This window comes from Micromonospora sp. RB23 (assembly GCF_053585025.1).
Genome location: NZ_CM132111.1, coordinates 633,198 through 651,462, shown reverse-complemented (window position 1 = coordinate 651,462; position 18,265 = coordinate 633,198). Strand labels below are relative to the sequence as shown.

Annotated in this window: 16 protein-coding genes; 9 read left to right on the top strand and 7 right to left on the bottom strand. The window is 72.2% G+C overall.

Features of this window, described 5'->3' with window-relative positions; genetic code table 11:
- The first annotated feature begins 63 nt into the window (after positions 1–63).
- From ACTFTM_RS02980 to ACTFTM_RS02970, 3 genes are all read left to right on the top strand, one after another.
- Complete coding sequence (locus ACTFTM_RS02980) at positions 64–2,499, top strand: immune inhibitor A domain-containing protein (RefSeq protein WP_449566522.1); 2,436 nt, start codon at positions 64–66, stop codon at positions 2,497–2,499.
- 106 nt (positions 2,500–2,605) lie between these two features.
- The gene (locus ACTFTM_RS02975; RefSeq protein WP_449564335.1) at positions 2,606–3,103 is read left to right on the top strand and encodes a hypothetical protein; all 498 of its coding nucleotides are present in this window, start codon (positions 2,606–2,608) and stop codon (positions 3,101–3,103) included.
- A gap of 64 nt (positions 3,104–3,167) precedes the next feature.
- Positions 3,168–4,100 carry an alpha/beta fold hydrolase gene (locus ACTFTM_RS02970; protein ID WP_449564334.1) on the top strand — a complete coding sequence of 311 codons (933 nt, stop codon included), beginning with the start codon at positions 3,168–3,170 and terminating at the stop codon, positions 4,098–4,100.
- Positions 4,101–4,104: 4 nt separating this feature from the next.
- On the opposite strand, the gene ACTFTM_RS02965 is transcribed toward ACTFTM_RS02970, so the two are convergent.
- Positions 4,105–4,470 (bottom strand): hypothetical protein, encoded by a 366-nt coding sequence (locus tag ACTFTM_RS02965; protein ID WP_074316084.1) that lies wholly within the window; start codon positions 4,468–4,470, stop codon positions 4,105–4,107.
- Positions 4,467–7,262: an SseB family protein gene (locus ACTFTM_RS02960; RefSeq protein WP_449564333.1), complete on the bottom strand. Its 2,796-nt coding sequence runs from the start codon at positions 7,260–7,262 to the stop codon at positions 4,467–4,469. Before ACTFTM_RS02960 ends, ACTFTM_RS02965 begins: the two co-directional genes overlap by 4 nt.
- A gap of 152 nt (positions 7,263–7,414) precedes the next feature.
- Here ACTFTM_RS02960 and mycP point away from each other — a divergent pair, with 152 nt between their 5' ends.
- The gene (mycP, locus tag ACTFTM_RS02955) at positions 7,415–8,632 is read left to right on the top strand and encodes a type VII secretion-associated serine protease mycosin (protein WP_449564332.1); all 1,218 of its coding nucleotides are present in this window, start codon (positions 7,415–7,417) and stop codon (positions 8,630–8,632) included.
- 85 nt (positions 8,633–8,717) lie between these two features.
- Here mycP and ACTFTM_RS02950 read toward each other — a convergent pair whose 3' ends face one another.
- A complete protein-coding gene (locus ACTFTM_RS02950) occupies positions 8,718–9,011 on the bottom strand; it encodes a WXG100 family type VII secretion target (RefSeq protein ID WP_396800471.1) in 294 nt (97 codons plus the stop codon).
- Between the two features lie 20 nt (positions 9,012–9,031).
- On the bottom strand, positions 9,032–9,352 hold the full coding sequence (locus tag ACTFTM_RS02945; protein ID WP_449564331.1) for a WXG100 family type VII secretion target: 321 nt from the start codon (positions 9,350–9,352) through the stop codon (positions 9,032–9,034).
- Positions 9,353–9,641: 289 nt separating this feature from the next.
- Here ACTFTM_RS02945 and eccE point away from each other — a divergent pair, with 289 nt between their 5' ends.
- The 4 genes from eccE (at position 9,642) to rarD (ending at position 13,608) form a co-directional block, all read left to right on the top strand.
- Positions 9,642–11,600, top strand: coding sequence for a type VII secretion protein EccE (eccE, locus tag ACTFTM_RS02940; protein ID WP_449564330.1), 1,959 nt, complete (start codon positions 9,642–9,644; stop codon positions 11,598–11,600).
- A gap of 83 nt (positions 11,601–11,683) precedes the next feature.
- Positions 11,684–12,070, top strand: coding sequence for a phage holin family protein (locus ACTFTM_RS02935; RefSeq protein ID WP_422737863.1), 387 nt, complete (start codon positions 11,684–11,686; stop codon positions 12,068–12,070).
- Between the two features lie 111 nt (positions 12,071–12,181).
- Complete coding sequence (locus ACTFTM_RS02930; protein ID WP_449564329.1) at positions 12,182–12,658, top strand: GNAT family N-acetyltransferase; 477 nt, start codon at positions 12,182–12,184, stop codon at positions 12,656–12,658.
- 17 nt (positions 12,659–12,675) lie between these two features.
- Positions 12,676–13,608: an EamA family transporter RarD gene (gene rarD, locus ACTFTM_RS02925; protein ID WP_449564328.1), complete on the top strand. Its 933-nt coding sequence runs from the start codon at positions 12,676–12,678 to the stop codon at positions 13,606–13,608.
- A 74-nt stretch (positions 13,609–13,682) separates the two neighbouring features.
- Here rarD and ACTFTM_RS02920 read toward each other — a convergent pair whose 3' ends face one another.
- Complete coding sequence (locus tag ACTFTM_RS02920; RefSeq protein WP_449564327.1) at positions 13,683–14,405, bottom strand: anti-sigma factor family protein; 723 nt, start codon at positions 14,403–14,405, stop codon at positions 13,683–13,685.
- Entirely contained in the window at positions 14,402–14,917 is a 516-nt protein-coding gene (locus ACTFTM_RS02915; RefSeq protein WP_449566521.1) for a sigma-70 family RNA polymerase sigma factor, read from the bottom strand. Before ACTFTM_RS02915 ends, ACTFTM_RS02920 begins: the two co-directional genes overlap by 4 nt.
- 215 nt (positions 14,918–15,132) lie before the next feature.
- Here ACTFTM_RS02915 and ACTFTM_RS02910 point away from each other — a divergent pair, with 215 nt between their 5' ends.
- The gene (locus ACTFTM_RS02910; RefSeq protein ID WP_449564326.1) at positions 15,133–17,259 is read left to right on the top strand and encodes a PhoX family protein; all 2,127 of its coding nucleotides are present in this window, start codon (positions 15,133–15,135) and stop codon (positions 17,257–17,259) included.
- 84 nt (positions 17,260–17,343) lie between these two features.
- Here ACTFTM_RS02910 and ACTFTM_RS02905 read toward each other — a convergent pair whose 3' ends face one another.
- Positions 17,344–18,126 carry an IclR family transcriptional regulator gene (locus ACTFTM_RS02905; protein WP_422737858.1) on the bottom strand — a complete coding sequence of 261 codons (783 nt, stop codon included), beginning with the start codon at positions 18,124–18,126 and terminating at the stop codon, positions 17,344–17,346.
- Positions 18,127–18,265 lie beyond the last annotated feature (139 nt).

The window sequence follows — 18,265 nt, the reverse complement described above, 5'->3', positions numbered from 1 at the left end:
CCGGCCCGTACCCCCGTTGGGTCGGTTCCCTCACACCGGAGGTACCACGTGCGCAAAGTCGCAGTGGGTCTGCTCGGGCTTTCACTGACGGCGACGGGGCTGGCGTTCGGACCGTCCGCCAGTGCCGCGCCGCAGCCGAAATTGCCGACGGCCGCTCCGTCGGTCGCCGAGCCCGCCCTTGCCGACCACGACCTGCCGAACCCGCTGGAGGACAAGCGGCGAGCGCTGCGCCAGGAGGGCCTCAGCAAGGTCCTCACCGGCAAGGCCAAGGCACAGAAGGTCAACGGCAGCACGGTCGTCAAGGTCGGCAAGACCCAGGCCGACGGGGCCACCGCCCGCACCACCGGGGCGGGCACGGCCCAGACCGAGGACCAGTACGTCGAACTCTCCCGCGAGCGGACCGACAAGATCTTCGTGATCCTTGCCGAGTTCGGCAACGAGCGGCACCCGGACTACCCGGACAAGAACATCGACCCCGACACCGCGGGGCCGACCAAGTTCGACGGGCCGCTGCACAACCAGATCCCGGCGCCCAACCGGGCGGTGGACAACTCCACCGTCTGGCAGCCGGACTACAACGCCGACCACTACCGGCAGCTCTACTTCGGCACCAACCCCGGTGACGAGTCGCTGAAGCAGTACTACGAGGCCCAGTCCTCGGGTCGCTACAGCGTCGAGGGCGAGGTCACCGACTGGGTCAAGGTCAAGTACAACGAGGCCCGGTACGGCCGCTCGGACGACCCGATCGCCGACGACGACACCGCCAACCCGGCCAACGACCCGGCGGTCTGCGACAGCAACGTCTGCGACAACACCTGGGACCTGGTCCGCGACGCGGCCAACCAGTGGGTCGCCGACCAGAAGGCCGCCGGCCGTACCGACGAGGAAATCGCCGCCGACGTCAAGTCGATGGACGAGTACGACCGGTACGACTACGACGGTGACGGCAACTTCAACGAGCCGGACGGCTACATCGACCACTTCCAGATCGTCCACTCCGGCGGCGACCAGGCCGACGGCGACCCGATCCAGGGTGAGGACGCCATCTGGAGCCACCGCTGGTACGCGTACGCCTCGGACCAGGGCAACACCGGCCCGGAGGACTTCCCGGCCGGCGGCACCCAGATCGGCAACACCGGCGTCTGGATCGGCGACTACACCATCCAGCCGGAGAACGGTGGCCGGAGCGTCTTCTACCACGAGTACGGCCACGACCTCGGTCTGCCGGACGACTACAACGTCATCAACGGTGGCGACAACAACAACGAGCACTGGACCCTGATGGCCCAGAGCCGGCTCGGCGCCAAGAACGACGGCGGCATCGGCGAGCGCGGCGGCGACCTCGGCGCGTGGAACAAGCTCCAGCTCGGCTGGCTCGACTACGACACGCTCGGGCCGAACGAGAAGCGCGATGTGGTTCTCGGCCCGCAGGAGTACAACTCGCCGGAGGCGCAGGCCGCGGTGGTTAACCTGCCGCCGCGGGAGTACAGCTTCTCGAACGGTGCGCCGTTCGAGGGCAGCAAGCAGTTCTTCACGGGCAACGAGGACAACATCAACAGCACGATGACCCGGACGCTGGACCTCACCGGGAAATCGTCGGCCGCCCTGACCATGAAGGGCCGCTACAACATCGAGGCCGGCTTCGACTACCTGTTCTTCGAGGTGTCGGCCGACGGCGGCAAGACCTGGGCGACCCTGCCCGGCACCGTCAACGGCAACCCGCTGAAGGAGATCTCCCCCGGGCGTTTCGCCCTGGACGGCTCCAGCGGCGGCAAGTGGGTCGACGTCAACATCCCGATGAACTCGGCGGCGGGCAAGGTCGTGCAGTTCCGGCTGCGCTACCAGACCGACGGCGGCGTCTCCCGAGGTGGCTTCTACGGTGACGCGATCACCGTGACCGCCGACGGTCAGACCGTGTTCACCGACGGCGGCGAGAACGGCGCCAACGGCTGGACCTTCACCGGGTTGTTCGAGATCGCCTCGGCCACCTACACCAAGAAGTTCGCGAACTACTACATTGCCGGCACCCGGTCGTACACCTCGTACGACAAGTACCTCAAGACCGGCCCGTACTACTTCGGCTACCAGAACACCCGCCCGGACCTGGTCGACCACTACGCGTACCAGGAGGGTCTGCTGATCTCCTACTGGAACCTGCGGTGGGCGGACAACGACACGTTCGAGCACCCGGGTGAGGGTCGGAACCTGTACATCGACGCGCACCCGCGGCCGCTGTACAACCTGACCGGCGCCCCCTGGCGGGCCCGCGTCCAGGTCTACGACGCGCCGTTCAGCCTGAAGAAGGCCGACTCGTTCACGCTGCACATCAACAGCCAGGCCCAGTACGTCCGGGGCCAGGCCGCGCAGCCGCTGTTCGACGACACCCAGCAGTACTGGTACCCGGAGCTGCCGAACCACGGCGTCAAGCTCCCGGCTACCGGCCGGAAGATCCAGGTTCTGTCGCAGGACGGCATCAACACCACCGTCCGCTTCTTCTGATCCTCGGATCACGCGACACCGCACCACGCCGATGCCCGGGCAGGTCACCTGCCCGGGCATCGCCCGTTTCCGGGAACCTCGACCGGAGGCCGCACGTCCGACAACCGTGCGACCGCGAACCCGCACCACCCTGACCGGCCTCGGTCTGGCCACCCTGCTGGCGCTGACCGGCTGCGCCGGAACACCGAACGAGGGGGGCACCGTGTCCGCCGAGCAGATCCCGTCCGGCACTCCGGCGACCGGCGCGCAAGCGTCCTCCGCCGCACCGAAACCACCCACCGAACCGACGCCGTCGTCCCCCGCCGGCCGCCCGTCGCGCTCACGCGTCCCGCTTCCCACCCTGCGCCCGCCGACCGGCCCGCCGCGCAAGCCGACCGACGCCCGCCGGGCCAACGCCCTGGCCGGACGGATCAACCGGGGCGGCGACGGCCCCTGCTACGGCCTCGTCACCGACGACGGCCGGCAGTACGCGCTGCACGGCACCGGCAAGGGCACCTTCGCCGTCGGCACGACCGTCCGGGTGACCATCGGCCCCGCCGACCCGGCCGTCGACTGCGGCCCGGGCATCCCGGCCACCATCGTCGACATCCGGCCGGTCGGCTGACCGCCGGGGCCGGACACGGGCCGGCGAGACGGTCCCCTCCCGACAGGGTCCTAGGCTGTCAACCATGACCGACCAGCGCGGCGAAGCCGTCGACGAGTCCTGCGTCCTCACCGAGGGGCCGTGGACGCACCGTTTCGTCGGCGCCAACGGCAGCCGCTTCCACGTGGTCGAGGCCGGCACCGGGCCCATGGTGCTCTTCCTGCACGGCTTCCCCGAGCACTGGTGGGCCTGGCACCAGATGCTCCCCGCGGTCGCCGACGCCGGCTTCCGCGCGGTCGCCGTGGACCTGCGCGGCTACGGCGCGAGCGACAAACCACCCCGGGGGTACGACGGCTACACCCTCGCCGCCGACATCGCCGGCCTCATCCGGGCCCTCGGTGAACGCTCGGCGACACTCGTCGGCAGCGGCGTCGGCGGCATGGTCGCCTGGACGGTGGCGTCGTTCCACCCGACCCTGGTCCGCCGGCTGGTGGTCCTGGGCGCACCCCACCCGCTACGGCTGCGCGCCGCCATCTTCGCCGACCCACGCGGGCAGTTCGCCGCATCCACTCCGGCGTTGAAGTTCCAGCTCCCCCGCTACGAGCACGTGCTCACCAGGGACGGCGCGGCGGGCGTCGAAGAGATCCTGCGCCGCTGGGCCGGCCCACGCTGGGTCGCCAGCGCGGACTTCGAGGCGTACGCCGAACGATGTCGGGAGGCGATGCGCATCCCGCAGGCCGCCTTCTGCGCGCTGGAAGGCTACCGCTGGGCCTTCCGTTCCGTGCTGCGGCTGCACGGCTACCGATTCGTGCGCCTCATGCAGAAGCCACTGGTCACTCCGACTCTGCAACTGCACGGGGCGGCCGACGTCGCCGCCCTGCCACGGACCGCCCTCGGGTCGGGCCGGTACGTCGTCGCGCCGTACGAGTGGCGTCTGCTGGACGGGGTGGGGCACTTCCCGCACCTGGAAGCCCCCGAGCTGGTACTCGGCGAGATCCTGCGGTGGGCGAAGTCGTGACCCGTCAGACCCGCTGCTCACGGAGGTCGCTGACCTCGGCGGCCGGCGCCCAACCCTGGTAGACGCCGAAGTCGAACACCTCCAACCGCATCGCCTCGGCCACCGGCCAACGACCGCCCGTGTACTCGACACGCAGCCAGGCGTCGTGCTCGCCGAGCACGATGAACGGCTGCCCCTGCCACGTGCAGGTGGTCCGCACGTACGCCAGATCCTCGATCTCGCTCGCCGGCAGCACCCGCACGTAACGGCCCGCGCGGACCTCCTCGAAGCCCTCGCCCGGCTCGGGCTGGTAGAGGCGGATGTCGTCGCCGTCCGGGCTGGCCTGGTACTCCCGGCCCTGCCACCGGGCCACGTAACCGTCGCGCATCACTCCTCCGGAACCCGTCGCCAGGTGACCGCGTCCGTGTCGAGGACCGCGACCACCCGTTCGGTGCCGTCGTCGCCGATCCGCCAGAGCTGTGCACCGTGCGGGAGGCGGGCGCTGTCCACCTTGAACTCCGCCACCACGTCACTGCTCTCGCCCGGGGCGAAGCCGTTGCCCCGGAACGGCGGACGCTCGATGACCCAGCCCTCCATCGCACGCATCGCCGCCTCGTTCTGCCCACCGTACGGAATCCGGTAGAGGCTGGGCCGGTGCGCCGGCCACCGCAGCACGTAGATCTCCTCGGCGTCCCGCACGAACGGCGAACCGGGGTAGTTCAGGCCCAATGCGTCGTGCAGCTCGGCCGGCGTGGTCAGGTGGGCCAGCTCACCGGCCCGGTGCACGAAACCCGAGACCCGGTCGTACCCCCGTTCCAGGTAGTACGCGAGTTGGCTGGGCGCGATCGCCTTCTGCATGACGGTCGGGCGGGCCGGGTCGACCGCCGCCGGGGCGTACCGGGGACGGGCGGTGGGCTCCGCCTCGGCCGCCGGCTCCACCGGGTCGACCTCCAGATCGTCGCCGAGGCCCACCTCGGCCGCCCAGTTGGCCAACGCGACGATCTGGTCACCGGGCAACTTCGCGCCAACCGGGGTACCCGGGTTGACCGCGAACGACCAGTCCTCGTCGGGCCAGCGCCGGATCAGTTGGGCGAACTTCACCCGGACGGTGTCGACAGCGCCGTCGACGTGGTCGGCGAGGCGCTCCGGGGACGTGTAGACCACCACGTACGTCTCGCCGTCGAGGCGGGCGGTGCGCCAGACGAAGCCCGGGTCGCCGGGACGGCTGCCCCGCTTCGAGTCCGCCGCCGCCGGCAGCAGCACCCGGGCCAGCAGCAGAGTGGACAGGAACGTGTCCGTGCTCCCGGCCCCGGCAGCGCCGAGCAGGTCCTCCTCGACGGTGTTCGCCGGCTGGAACTGCGGCGACACCGGCTCGTCGACCGTCGGACGGTCGGCGGCATCCGCGATCTCCGCCTCCGCCTCGGCGGCGGGACGCGCCGGCTCGGATTCGTGACCTGCCGGGAATCGGAACGACCGGCCGGTGTCGCCGTCGGCACCGGAGTCAGCGTCGCCGGCCGGACGGGGGCCGCCCAGACCGACGTCGGTGGCCGGGCCGGGAACGCCCGGACCAGCCTCGGCGGCCGGGGCGACGACTGGTGGATCCAGCAGACCCGCTCCACTGCCCCAGACGGCCGAAGCAGCGGCAGGGTCGGGCGCGGACGGGCTGAACGGTGGCGGGGCGGTGGTGGTCGGGCCGGGTCGCCGCGTGGTGTCGAAGAAGGGGCCGACCTCGCCCGGGTCGAGGAGATCCCGGGACTCGATGATGGTGCCCTCGATGACGATGGGCGTGAACCCGCGGCGGGGGGCGGGCGGGCCGGAGACCGGTTCCGCGACCGTCGGCGGCAGTTCCTCCACCGGCTCGAAGCGCCGCCGTTCCGCGGGACGGTCACGCGGGATCGCCTGGGTCTCGTCCGCCGGGGATGTCGAGCCGGCGGTGTGGGTCGGCGGCGGCGCGCCGTTGACCGGACCGGGCGCCCGGAACGCGTGGGTGGGCTCCTCGGCCAACGGATCGGGCCGTCGCGGCGGCAGCGGCTGCGTGGCCTCGTCGTCGATCAGCGGCGCTCGTACCAGCCGGGCTGTGCCCGGGTCGGCGGGCGGCCACGACCCGCGGCCGGCGTCCGGCGTGGGCATCGCGAAAGCCTGGGTCGTGCTGTCGCCGCCCGGCGCGTCGGCGGGGCGGCGGCGCGGGAAGGGCTGGCTACCACGCCCGAACCGCGAGGGCGGTACGGCCCGGTCGCCCGTCCGACCGTCGACCGGAGGCGGTCCCGACTGCCGACCGGACGTCGGTTCGAAGAAGGAACGCCGACCGTCCTGGTTGGTGCCGTCACCGGCGGCCGAACCGCCGCCCGCACCGCCCGGCCGGATCGCGGACGGCCGACCGGCGCGTGGAATCGGCTGGTCGACGGGGGTGGTGTTGGTGCGGTCGGCACCGAGCGGCACGTACCGCGACGGGGCCGTACGGCTCGTCGCCGGCCCGACGCCGGCGCCCGGCCGGACGGGACGGGGCGGTTCGGTCGGCTGCCGTGGCCCGGCGGCGGGCACATCCTCCACGCCGGAGCGGCGCGGCAGGTCACCCAGACCGGGCGAGCGGGTGGAAACGCCCGAGGCGGGAGGCGGACTCACGGGGGGCGTCGCACCCCTCGGTTCAGGTCGTCCGGACGATGCCGGCTCGGAGACCGGCGGCGCAGGCGGTACGGACCCGGCGGTGGGTGGGGCATCCCGACCGGTCGTACCCGACCGGAACCGGGAAAGGGTCTCGGCCCGCTCAAGTCGGGCCCGGGCGCCCATGGCGCGGCCCGGCAGCCGGACATCACCTCGGGATAGCTGCGACACGAACCAGGACGGCAGGTACCCCTCGACGGGCAGCCCGGGGTTGACCGCGAGCCACCACTCGTGGTTGGGCCAGCCGAGAGCGAGATCGGTGAACGGGACACGGCGGTGGGTGCCCGCGTGCTCGCCGAGGCAGGCCCGTAACGCCGCGGCGGAGGTGAAGGCCAGCACGTGCGTCCGGCCACCCGTCGTCCACGTGCCCCAGCCGGCCGCCTGACCGGACGACGCCGGAGTGGAGACGGGCAACAGCAGATCGGTGCGGGACAGGAGGCGGAAGTACAGCTCCTGGTCGTTGGCGCGCAGCGCCTCCCGCATCGCCACCTCGGCCTCCGTGGCCGGCTCCCATTCGGTCACGGCCACCTCTCCTCCCGAGAACAGGCCACAGGTATCGCGTACAACCTACAAGGTGGCATCAAGATCACAATGGCTGGCCGGCGGCGGTCCGCCCCGGCGACGGCGAGGCGATAACATCCCGTTCCGGAGCCGACACGATACGGAGGCTGTCGATGTCCCGGTCGATTGCGCGCCCGGTCCTGGCCGGTCTGGCGGTCGCGCTGCTGACCGGCGCGACAGCTCCGGCCGTCGCCGCCGGCCCGCTCCGGAAGGCCCCGGCCTGCGCGACCCCACTGACGCCCGTTCGACCGGTCGAGGCCACACCCTGGCCCCAGCAGCGGTACGACCCCGCACGGCTCGCGCCGCTGACCACCGGCGCGGGGGTGACGGTCGCGGTGGTCGACTCCGGCGTCGACCGGGTACACCCCCAGTTGGTGGGGCGGGTGCTGGCCGGCACCGACCTGCTCGAACCGGGCGGGGACGGCGGCCGGGACTGCGCCGGACACGGCACCGGTGTGGCGAGCATCATCGCGGCGGCGCCACGGCCTGACGTCGCCTTCCACGGCCTGGCGCCGGCCGCCCGGATCCTGCCGGTACGCGTGAGTGAGCAGCAGGTGGTGCAGGGCCGCGAGTCGGGACGCACGGTCAGCGCCGGCGAGTTCGCCCGCGCCATCCGCTGGGCCGTCGACCACGACGCCGACGTGGTGAACCTCTCCGTGGTGCTGTACGCCGACGACCCGCAGGTCAGTTCCGCCGTCCGGTACGCCGTCGAGCGCGACGTGGTGCTGGTGGCCGCCGTGGGCAACCTGCACGACAGCGGTGACCCGCGCCCGTTCCCGGCCGCGTACGACGGGGTGCTCGGGGTGGGCGCGATCGGGGCGGACGGGACGCGGGCGGCGTTCTCCCAGACCGGCTCGTACGTCGATCTGGTCGCCCCGGGCAGCGAGGTGCTGGTCGCCGCGCCGGCGCAGGGCCATCAACGGGTGGAGGGCACCAGTTACGCCGCGCCGTTCGTGGCCGCCACCGCGGCGCTGCTGCGCGCGTACCGCCCCGAGCTGACAGCCGCCGAGGTGGTGGAGCGGATCGTCGCCACGGCCGATCCGGCGCCGGGCCCGGGACACGGCGGCGGGTACGGGGCCGGCGTGTTGAACCCCTACCGGGCAGTCACCGAGACCGGTGGCCGGCAAGGTGGTCCCCGATCGGCCGCCGCGCTCGCCGACGACCGGACCGATCGGGCGGCGCTGGCCCGCCAGTCGCGTCGAGCGACCGCCCGGGACCGGGCTCTGGTAGCCGGCGCGGTGATCGGCGTGACGGCGGTCGCCGTGGTGGTGCTGGCCCTCGTGCTGCCCCGTGGCGCGCGCCGACGATGGCGACCGGCCGAGCCGGCCTGACCCGACCGGGTCGCCGCCGTGGCCCTCGCCCGAGGGCGACCGGGGCACCGACGCGGTCATGGTCAGCGCTCCCGGCCCACCGACGTCACTGGAACAGCCCGGTGTTCTTCTTCTCGGTGTCGAGGTAGTCGGCAGCGGAGTCGTCCACCGCCAACTTGATGGCTCGCAGCATCGCCTGCAGATCCTGCGAGGCGGAGCGCCACCGCGCCTGGCGCTGCTCGTACGCCTGGCGGGCATCACCGGACCAGGCCGACACCAACGGCGCAGCGTCACGTTCGAGCTGGCCGAGCTGCGAGTCGAGCGTGTTCAGCGCCCGCTGAATGTCCGCGCCGGCCTGTTGCAGCGCGGCGAAGTTGACGACCAGCACACCGTTGTCCATCGGAACACCCTCCCGGCAGGTCAGAGCGGCAGCTGGATGCCGCCGCGGTTGGTGCCGGCCACCCGGCTGGCCGCCTCGTCGTCCGAGACGTCGTACTGGTGGCCGGCGGTGCGGATGGCACCGGCGGTCTCCCGCAGCGCGCGGTGCAACGCCGCCTGATCCTCTGCCCACTGTCGCTTGACCTGCTCGAACGACCGCCCGCCGGCGCCGCGCCAGGCCTGCTGCAACACCTCCAACTCGGCCAGCAGGCCGGTCAGCATGGACTGCAACGACTGGTCCACCTGCTCGAACTTCGTGGCGGTCTGCTTCATCACCGCCGCTTCTGCCTGGGTCTGGGACACCCGGACGTCACCTCGTCTCCTCGGTCGTGCCTGGCTGTCAATGCGCCCGCGGTGGGAGCGCACCGCTCGCGTGACCCGCTCGCCAAGCTCGGTCGCACACGGGTCAGCGATGAACTTCGTGGCTGACGGTAGCGGCCCGGTAGCGGTTCTGCTACCCCCGGGCTCTCCCCTGTGGACAACCACGGCAGCCATCGGTCGCCTACGATGTGCGGCAGCCCGGTCGCGGCGCGTGACGGGCATCCGGAGGCGGTCGGCCGCCGGGCACGTCCAGACTGGTCGAGGAGGCGTGATGCCGCCGATCACCACTTCAGGCGCGCAGCCGGCGAGCCACGCCGGGTGGGGCCCGAGCGCCGCCTCCCCGACGACCGGGCCGGATGGCTCCGCCGCCTCGCCGGTCGACACCGCACCGGACATCGGATCGACCACGGCCGGCGGCAGCGCGTCGAACACTCTCGGCGACGTGTCCGGGAACGGCGTACCCCGTCGACGAGCCACCGCGCGGTGGGCCGCGATCGGTCGGCTCGGCGCGGGCATGCGCGTGGGCCAACTGGTCACCGGGCAGGTCGCCGCCGCGGTCGTGATCGCCGCCCTCGGCCGGGGGGCTCCGGTCGTGATCGCCGCGCTGCTGGTGGCGGCACTTCTCGTGGCGGCCGTCTGCGTCCGGTTCCGGGGCCGGTGGCTCTTCGAGTGGCTGGGGGCCGCCGCCGGGCACGTGGCCCGGCGGCGCGGGTTGGACGAGCGGGCGGGTCCGGCCGAACTGCTCGACCTGGTCGCTCCCGGCGCCGTGGTCGGCTCGACCGAGCTGTCCAGTGGGCAGGCGGCGATCCTGGAGGACACCGGCGGCATGGTGGTGCTGCTGGAACTCGGAGACCCTGGCGACCTCCTCGGCGACGCGCCCCGGGCGATCCCCGCGCCGTCCACGCTGCTGCCGACGCCGGGCCCGGACGTGCCACCGGTACGGATCCAACTGCTCCTCAGCGGTACACCGGCCCCCGTTCCGACCGCGGGTGGCACGGTCGGAACCTCGTACCGCCAGCTCACCGACGGACGCCTCGTCGGGCGGGAGCGGGCGGTGCTGGCGGTCCGGGTGCTGCGGGCGGACGGCTGGCCACCGGAGGCGCTGCGCCGGGCGCTCGCCGGCACGACCCGCCGGATCATCCGTCGGCTCGGGCCACTGACCGCCCGGCCGCTCGGCGTGCCCGCAGCACTGCGTGTCCTGGGCGAACTGGCCCATCACGACGGCGAGCCGGTGCTCCCGACCTGGCCGTCGCTGCGCACCGGCGCCTTGGTCCAGGCCACGTTCCGGCTGGTCCGCTGGCCGCAGGCGGGTGGGGCGGCCGCACGGCGGCTGGTGCCCCGGCTGCTGACGCTGCCGGCGACCGCGACGACGGTGTCGCTCTGCGTGGGACCGGCCGCTGGTGTGGACGCCGCGGTGACCGAGCTGACGGTACGCCTCGCCGCCACGTCGACGGCCGAACTGACCGTGGCCGTCGACGCGCTGGGCCGCCTCGTCGACGGCACGGGCGGGGAACTGCGGCGACTCGACGGCGCACACCTGGACGGCCTGGCCGCCACGCTGCCGCTGGCGCTCATCTCGGCCGGACGTTCCGAGGCGGCGCTGGACGACTGGGAGCTGCCCTTGGGCGAGGCCGGGATGATGGTCGGCACCAACCGGCACGGTGGCGCGCTCACCGTACGGCTGTTCCGGCCGGAGGGCACGCGGGTGCTGTTGGTGGGCGGGGTACCGGCCGCTCAGCTCGTCGCGTTGCGGGCGATGGCCCTGGGAGCGCTGGTGGTGGTGCAGACCGCGCGACCGCGCGTCTGGGAACCGTTCGTACGGGGGGTGGGCGCCCCAGGCGGCACGATTCCGCTGATCCCGCCGGGTCGGCCCGTCGCCGATTCGGCCGGCAACGCGCTACGACCGTTGCTGCTGGTCGTCGATACCGGACCGGCGCCGGCCGACACCGAACCCGGCCCGGCATGGCGTGCGACCCTCGTGGTGCGTGACGAACTGACACCGGCCGACGTGGACACGTTGAGCCGCGCCGACCTGGCCGTGCTGCAACGACTGCGCCCAGCGGAGGCGGTACTGGCCGGGTCGGCGCTCGGCCTGGGCGACTCGGCCGGCTGGCTCACCCGCATGCGCGACGACATGGTGGCGGTGGTGAACCGCCGCGCGCTGCGGTGGGCGCTGCTCGCCCCGACTCCGATCGAGGCCCAGCTGATCGGCCGGCCGGCACGGGCCTGAGCCGGCCCCGCGCGAGGCGGGCCGACCCTTGATGGTCAACTGCCGGGTTACGCCCGTGGATGGTCCGTGGCACGATCCCCGCCATGGGTTTTCTGAAAGGGTTGCTGATTCGGCTGGCCACCACGGCACTGGCCTTCTGGTTGGCCACGCTGCTCATTCCAGGCATCGACCTGGAGTCGACCTCCGCCGTTCAGACGGTCACCACACTCATCCTGGTGGCGGCGATCTTCGGTGTCGTCAACGCGGTGCTCCAGCCGGTCATCAAGACCGTCGGCTGTGGCTTCTACCTGCTCACGCTCGGCCTCATCGCACTGGTGGTGAACGGGCTGCTGTTCCTGCTCACCAGTTGGATCGCCGACCAGGCCGGGCTGCCGTTCTCGGTGGACGGGTTCTGGCCGGCCGCCGTCCTCGGCGCCCTGTTCGTGAGCATCGTGACCTGGATCCTCGGGGCCGTCCTCGACCGGGACTGACCGACCACCGCCGTCCCGCCCCGCCCGGCCCCGTCGGGCGGGGCGGGGCGGTGACCAGAGTTCGGGAATTGGCCGGCTGGCGGCCCCCTCGGCTCGGTTAGCGTCGCCGACGTGTTCTCCCTGACCCGGCCCGACGGCCACCTGCTCAGCACCGATCCCACCCGACTCGACCTGGAGCGCGTGCACCACTGGTTGTCCACCGACGCGTACTGGGCGCTGGGGCGCGACCGGGAGAGCGTCGTGCGGGCGTTCGCGGGGTCGCTGCCGTTCGGCATCTACCGGACCGACGACGACAGCCAGGTCGCGGTGGCCCGCGTGGTCACCGACCGCGCCACCTTCGCCTGGCTCTGCGACGTGTACGTCGACCGGGCCGCGCGAGGGCTCGGCCTGGGCACATGGCTGGTGGGCGCGGTCCGCGACCACCTGGACGAGCTGGGCGTACGCCGGATCCTGCTGATCACCAACGACGCGCACGAGGTGTACGCGCGGGTGGGCTTCACCCCGTTGGCCGTTCCCGAGCGGTGGATGAACCTCGACCGGCGACCGCCGGTGACTCCTGTCACCGGAAAGGAACAAAACGGAGGTTAGCCCCTTACGGTGGAGGCGTGACGCCACTCCGCCTGGGATACCTCTACGGCATCGGCGCGTACCTGCTCTGGGGTTTCTTTCCGCTGTACTTCAAGCTGCTGCGGCCCACCGGCCCGCTGGAGATCCTGGCCCACCGGATCGTCTGGTCCGTGCTCTTCGTGGCCCTGCTGCTCGGTGCGCTGCGCAACATCGGCTTCCTGCGGACGCTGCTGCGCCGACGCGCGGCGCTCGCCGGGATCGTCGCCGCAGCGACGCTCATCGCCGTGAACTGGGGCACCTACATCTACGGCGTCAGCTCCGACCGGGTGGTGGAGACCGCGCTCGGCTACTTCATCAACCCCCTGGTGGTGGTGCTGCTCGGGGTGACGGTGCTGCGGGAGCGGCTACGGGCCGCGCAGTGGGTGGCGCTGGGCATCGGCGGGTCCGCCGTCGCGGTGCTCGCCGTCGACTACGGCCGGCTGCCCTGGCTGGCGCTGACCCTGGCGTTCAGCTTCGCCGGCTACGGCCTGATCAAGAAGCAGCTCGGGCTGCCCGCCACCGAAGGGCTCTTCGTCGAGTCTGCGGTGCTGGCGCTGCCCGCGCTGGGTTACCTGGCCTGGCTGTCCCGCCACGACGGACTGACCTTCGGGCACGTCTCGGCCGGGCACACCGCGCTGCTGGTGCTGGCCGGCGCGGCCACCGCGATTCCGCTACTGCTCTTCGCCGGGGCCGCCAACCGGCTGCCGCTGACCGGCCTCGGCATGATCCAGTACCTGGCGCCGGTCCTCCAGCTCGCCTGCGGTGTGCTGATCTTCCACGAGCCGATGCCGCCGGCCCGCGTCGCCGGCTTCGCGCTGGTCTGGCTCGCCCTGGTGGTCTTCACCGCCGACGCCATCCGCCAGGCCCGCCGCGCCCGCAGCACCCGCCCCATCGTGGTCGATCATGGAGTTGTGGTGCCCGCCGAACACTAGTTCGGGTGTTTTGTCACCCACCACAACTCCATGATCGACGGGGTGGGGGTGGGGCGGGGTGGGGTGGGGGTGGGTTACGGGACTGCGTAGGTGAGCAGGGGGGTGCCGTCGGCTCGTTGGAGTTCCACGCTGACCAGCTCCGCGTCGGTGAAGCGGGTCATGCCGGTGAACACCAGGTCGTCGCCCGGCGCGGCGAGCCACGAACCGATCTGTTCGCTGGCGCCGCTGGGCCCCTTCGCCACCAGACGGAACGGGTACGCCTTGCCGTAGCTCGTCCGCGCGTCGTACCCGCAGTGCATGGTGATCTCGGTGCCCCACTTGCTGCCGGTCAGGCCGATGTCGGCGTGCACCGGACCGGCGACCGCCACCGGCCGCATGGCGACCATCGACACCTGCGGGGTGGGGCGGGGGGTGCCCTGCGCCACCGGAGGGCCCGACGGGCTGACCGGTCGGGGCAGGAGCGTGGCCGTCCCGGCACCGACCACCAGGGCGAGCGCGGCGGCGGCCAGCGCCGTCAGGGCGTACCGACGACGGGTCCTGGCGCGCTCGCGGCGCCGGCGCGCCCGGGCCTCCTCGAGCAGCGCGGGCGCCCGGGGCGCGGTCGGCGGTGGCAGGAACTGTTCCAGGCCCGCCGGGTCGAGGCGGCCGAGCAGTCCCGGTAGGACGGCGATCTCGGCGACGGCGTCCCGACAGGAGGCGCAGCCGCCCAGGTGTCGCTCGTAGGCCGCCCGCTCGGCGGGGGCCAGGGCGCCCAGCACGTACGCGCCGTCGTCGTGCGCGAACTCGCACCGAGTCATCCCGTCACCCCCATCTCGGCCAGGACCAACCGTAGTGAGCGCAGCGCGTAGTGGGTGCGCGACTTGACGGTGCCCGGCGGCACCCCCAGCCGCGACGCCGCCTCCGCCACCGACCGCCCCTGGTAGAAGCACTCCACCAGGACTTCACGGTGGGTGGGGCTGAGCCGGTTCAACGCCTCGGCGACGGTCCACGCCTCCACGGCGCGCTCGGCCTCGTCGACGACCTCCGGCGGCTCGGGAATCTCGTCGGTGAACACCTCGCCGACCCGGGTGGAGCGTCGACGCCAGGCGTCGATGGCCAGGTTGCGGGCGGTCGTGAACAGCCAGGCCCGCACGGAGCCCCGTTGCGGGTCGAGGGACTCGGGGTGCCGCCAGGCCCGCAGCAGCGTCTCCTGCACCAGGTCCTCGGCCCGCTGTCGGTCGCCGTTGACGAGCCGCAGGGCGTGCGCGTACAGCGCCTCCGCGTGCTCGTCGTGCAGCGCCCGCAGCAGTTGGGCGTCATGGTCGCTGATGGCGGTCTCCTCACTTCCGGCGCGTGTCCGGCGGTGCGTCCGCCCGGGAATACGTGCGGTCACGCCGAACGGTTCAGCCCGAGGTCACACCGCTGGCGGCCGGGCAGCTGTTCACGCCTGGTTCACATCGCGGCCGACGACCGCTCACCGCGTCCTCCTAGCGTCCGGCTGGTACGCCGCCTGTCATGCCACCCACTTACCTGGAGGCCCCTGAAATGAGCGACCGTCCCCGGCTGCTCCCGCTGCTCAGCGGCAAGCGCCACGGCACCCGCGATGCCATGACCTGCCTGTACCGCTGCGGCAACGCCTGTGACCACCCCGTCCCGAACACGTCCGACAACGCGTACTTCGGTGACGTGGTCGACGCGGAGGTCTCCCGGCGCGGCGTGGTCCGGGCCGGCGCGGTCGGTGCCCTGGTGCTCGGTTTCGGTGGCGCGGCGGCCGGCGCGCTGGCCGGCGCGGCCCCCGCCGTCGCGGCCCCCGCCCTCCCGGAGGTGCCGGAGAACTTCGGCTTCGGCCGTCCCACCACCGGTGTCGGTAGCGGCGCGCTGACCTTCAAGCCGATCCCGCCGAACAAGCTGGACACCCTGGTCGTGCCGAACGGCTACGACCATGCCGTGGTGATCAAGTGGGGTGACCCGGTGCTGCCGGGTGCGCCGGCGTTCGACCTGCACCAGCAGAGCGCCGCAGCGCAGTCGAAGCAGTTCGGTTACAACAACGACTTCGTGGGCGTGCTGCCGCTGGACAAGCAGGGCAAGCGGGCGCTGCTCGTGGTCAACCACGAGTACACCAACGAGGACCTGATGTTCCCGGGCTTCCCCGGCCTGGACGGGCTCTCCGTGGAGCAGTTGCGCACCGCCATGGCCGCGCACGGCATGTCCGTGGTGGAGCTGGAGCGGGTCGGTGGCACCGGGCAGTGGAAGCCCGTGAGCAACGGCCGCCGGCCGTACAACCGGCGGGTCACCGCGCTGAGCACCAAGTTCGACCTGACCGGTCCCGCCGCCGGCTCGGCGTGGCTGAAGACCGCGGCCGACCCCAAGGGTCGTACGGTCGTCGGCACGCTGAACAACTGCTCCGGTGGCGTCACCCCGTGGGGGACTGTGCTCTCCGGCGAGGAGAACTTCAACCAGTACTTCGTGGGCGCGGACGCCGCCCCGGCCGACCTGAAGCCGAAACTCGACCGGTACGGCATCAGCACCGCCAGCCGCTACCCCAGCGGCAGCCGCAAGTGGGAACGCGCCGACGAGCGCTTCGACCTGGCCCGGCACCCCAACGAGGCGCACCGGTTCGGGTGGGTCGTCGAGATCGACCCGTTCGACCCGGAGAGCCGCCCGCGCAAGCACACCGCGATGGGCCGCTTCAAGCACGAGGGCGCCAACGTCATCGTCGCCAAGGACGGCCACGTGGTCGCGTACATGGGCGACGACGAGCGGTTCGACTACCTGTACAAGTTCGTGTCGGACAAGAAGTTCCTCAAGGGCAACTCCTGGGCCGCCCGCAAGCACAACCTCACCCTGCTGGAGTCCGGCACGCTCTACGTGGCGAAGCTCGACCAGACCAGCGCCGCAGAGATCGACGGCTCCGGCACGCTCCCCACCGACGGCGCGTTCAACGGCCGGGGACGCTGGATCAAGCTGGTCAGCGGCAACAGGTCGTTCGTCGACGGCATGACCGCCGCGGACGTGCTCACCTTCACCCGGCTCGCCGGCGACAAGGTCGGCGCGACCAAGATGGACCGTCCCGAGGACGTCGAGCCGAGCCTGCTCACCGGCAAGGTGTACGTGGCGTTGACCAACAACACCGACCGCGGCAAGGCCGGCAAGGCGGCGGCCGACGAGGCCAACCCGCGCAACGCCAACAAGCACGGGCAGATCCTGGAACTGGTCGAGGACCGCAACGACAACACCTCGGAGACCTTCGCGTGGTCGCTGCCGATCGTCTGCGGCGACCCGACCGACCCGTCGACCTTCTTCTCCGGGTACGACAAGACCAAGGTCTCCCCGATCTCCTGCCCGGACAACGTCGCCTTCGACGCCACCGGCAACCTGTGGATCTCCACTGACGGCAACGCGCTGGGCAGCAACGACGGCCTCTTCGCCACCGCCGTGGAGGGTCCGGAGAAGGGCCACCTCAAGCAGTTCCTGACCGTGCCGATCGGCGCGGAGACCTGCGGCCCGTTCATCACCGGTGACAACCGCTCGGTGTTCGTCGCGGTGCAGCACCCGGGCGAGATCACCGGCGCGTCGGTGGAGAACCCGGCCTCCAACTGGCCCGACGGCGACTACGCCAAGCCGGGCGTCGTGGTCACCTGGCGCCTCGACGGCGGCCCGGTGGGCAGCTGACGTTTCCCTGGCGGTTCGGCGCCGGACCGCCCCCGGAGGCCCTCTCCCAGCCCGGGAGAGGGCCTCTGGCGCGTCTCTCCGCGGTCAGTGGTCGGCGGCGATGCCGTCGGCGACCGTACGGGCCACGGTGAGCAGCTTCGCGCGTACGACGCGCGCGGAGGTCATCATCTCGCTCGCGGGCAGGGCGCAGGCGAGCACGACCCGACGTTCCATGTCCTTGTCGGGAGCGACGAGCACCGCCGCGCAGGCCACCCCCTGGCGGAACTGTCCCAACTCCAACTGCATCCCCCGGCGGTCACCGGCTGCCAGGTCGGCCTCGAACGCCTCGCTGGTCGTCAGCGTGGCACCGGTGAAGGGGCGCATGCCGTACTCGCGGAGATAGCGGAAGCGCTGCTCGGTGGTCAGGGTGGCGAGCAGGGACTTGCCGAGAGCGGTCGCGTGGGCCCCCTCGTCGAAGCCCGGGACGAGATCTTCGAGGTAGGGCGACCGGTGCCCCTCGGCCACCGCCGTGATGGCCACCTGGCCGCCGACGAAACGGCCCAGGAAGTGGCTGTAGCCGGTGTCGACGGCGGCACGTCGCAACGTCTCGCCGACCACCGGCGGCCCACGGAACGCCGTCACCAACTCGCGGTAACGGTCGGCCACCTCGAGGCCCACGATGTACGTGCCGTCCTCGCGACGGATCACGTAACCCTCGTACGCGAGGGTGCGAACGAGGTGGTAGGTGGTGGCCACGGTCAGCTCACACCGTCGGGCGATCTGCTTGACGGTCAGGCCCTTGGGGGCGCGACCGACCGACTCGAGCACCCGCAGTGCTCGGGACACGCTGCGGATCAGGTCCGAAGGTTCTGCCAAGGGGTCGCGCACAACCACCTCCGCCGCCGGGGACTTACACCATATGAAAAACAGGCCGCGTGCGAAATGCCTGTTCGGATCGAGGATGCCAGATCACCATCCACTCCTCGTACACCAGCGGTCACCAGGAGTTGCCTGAGCGTGACTCGCG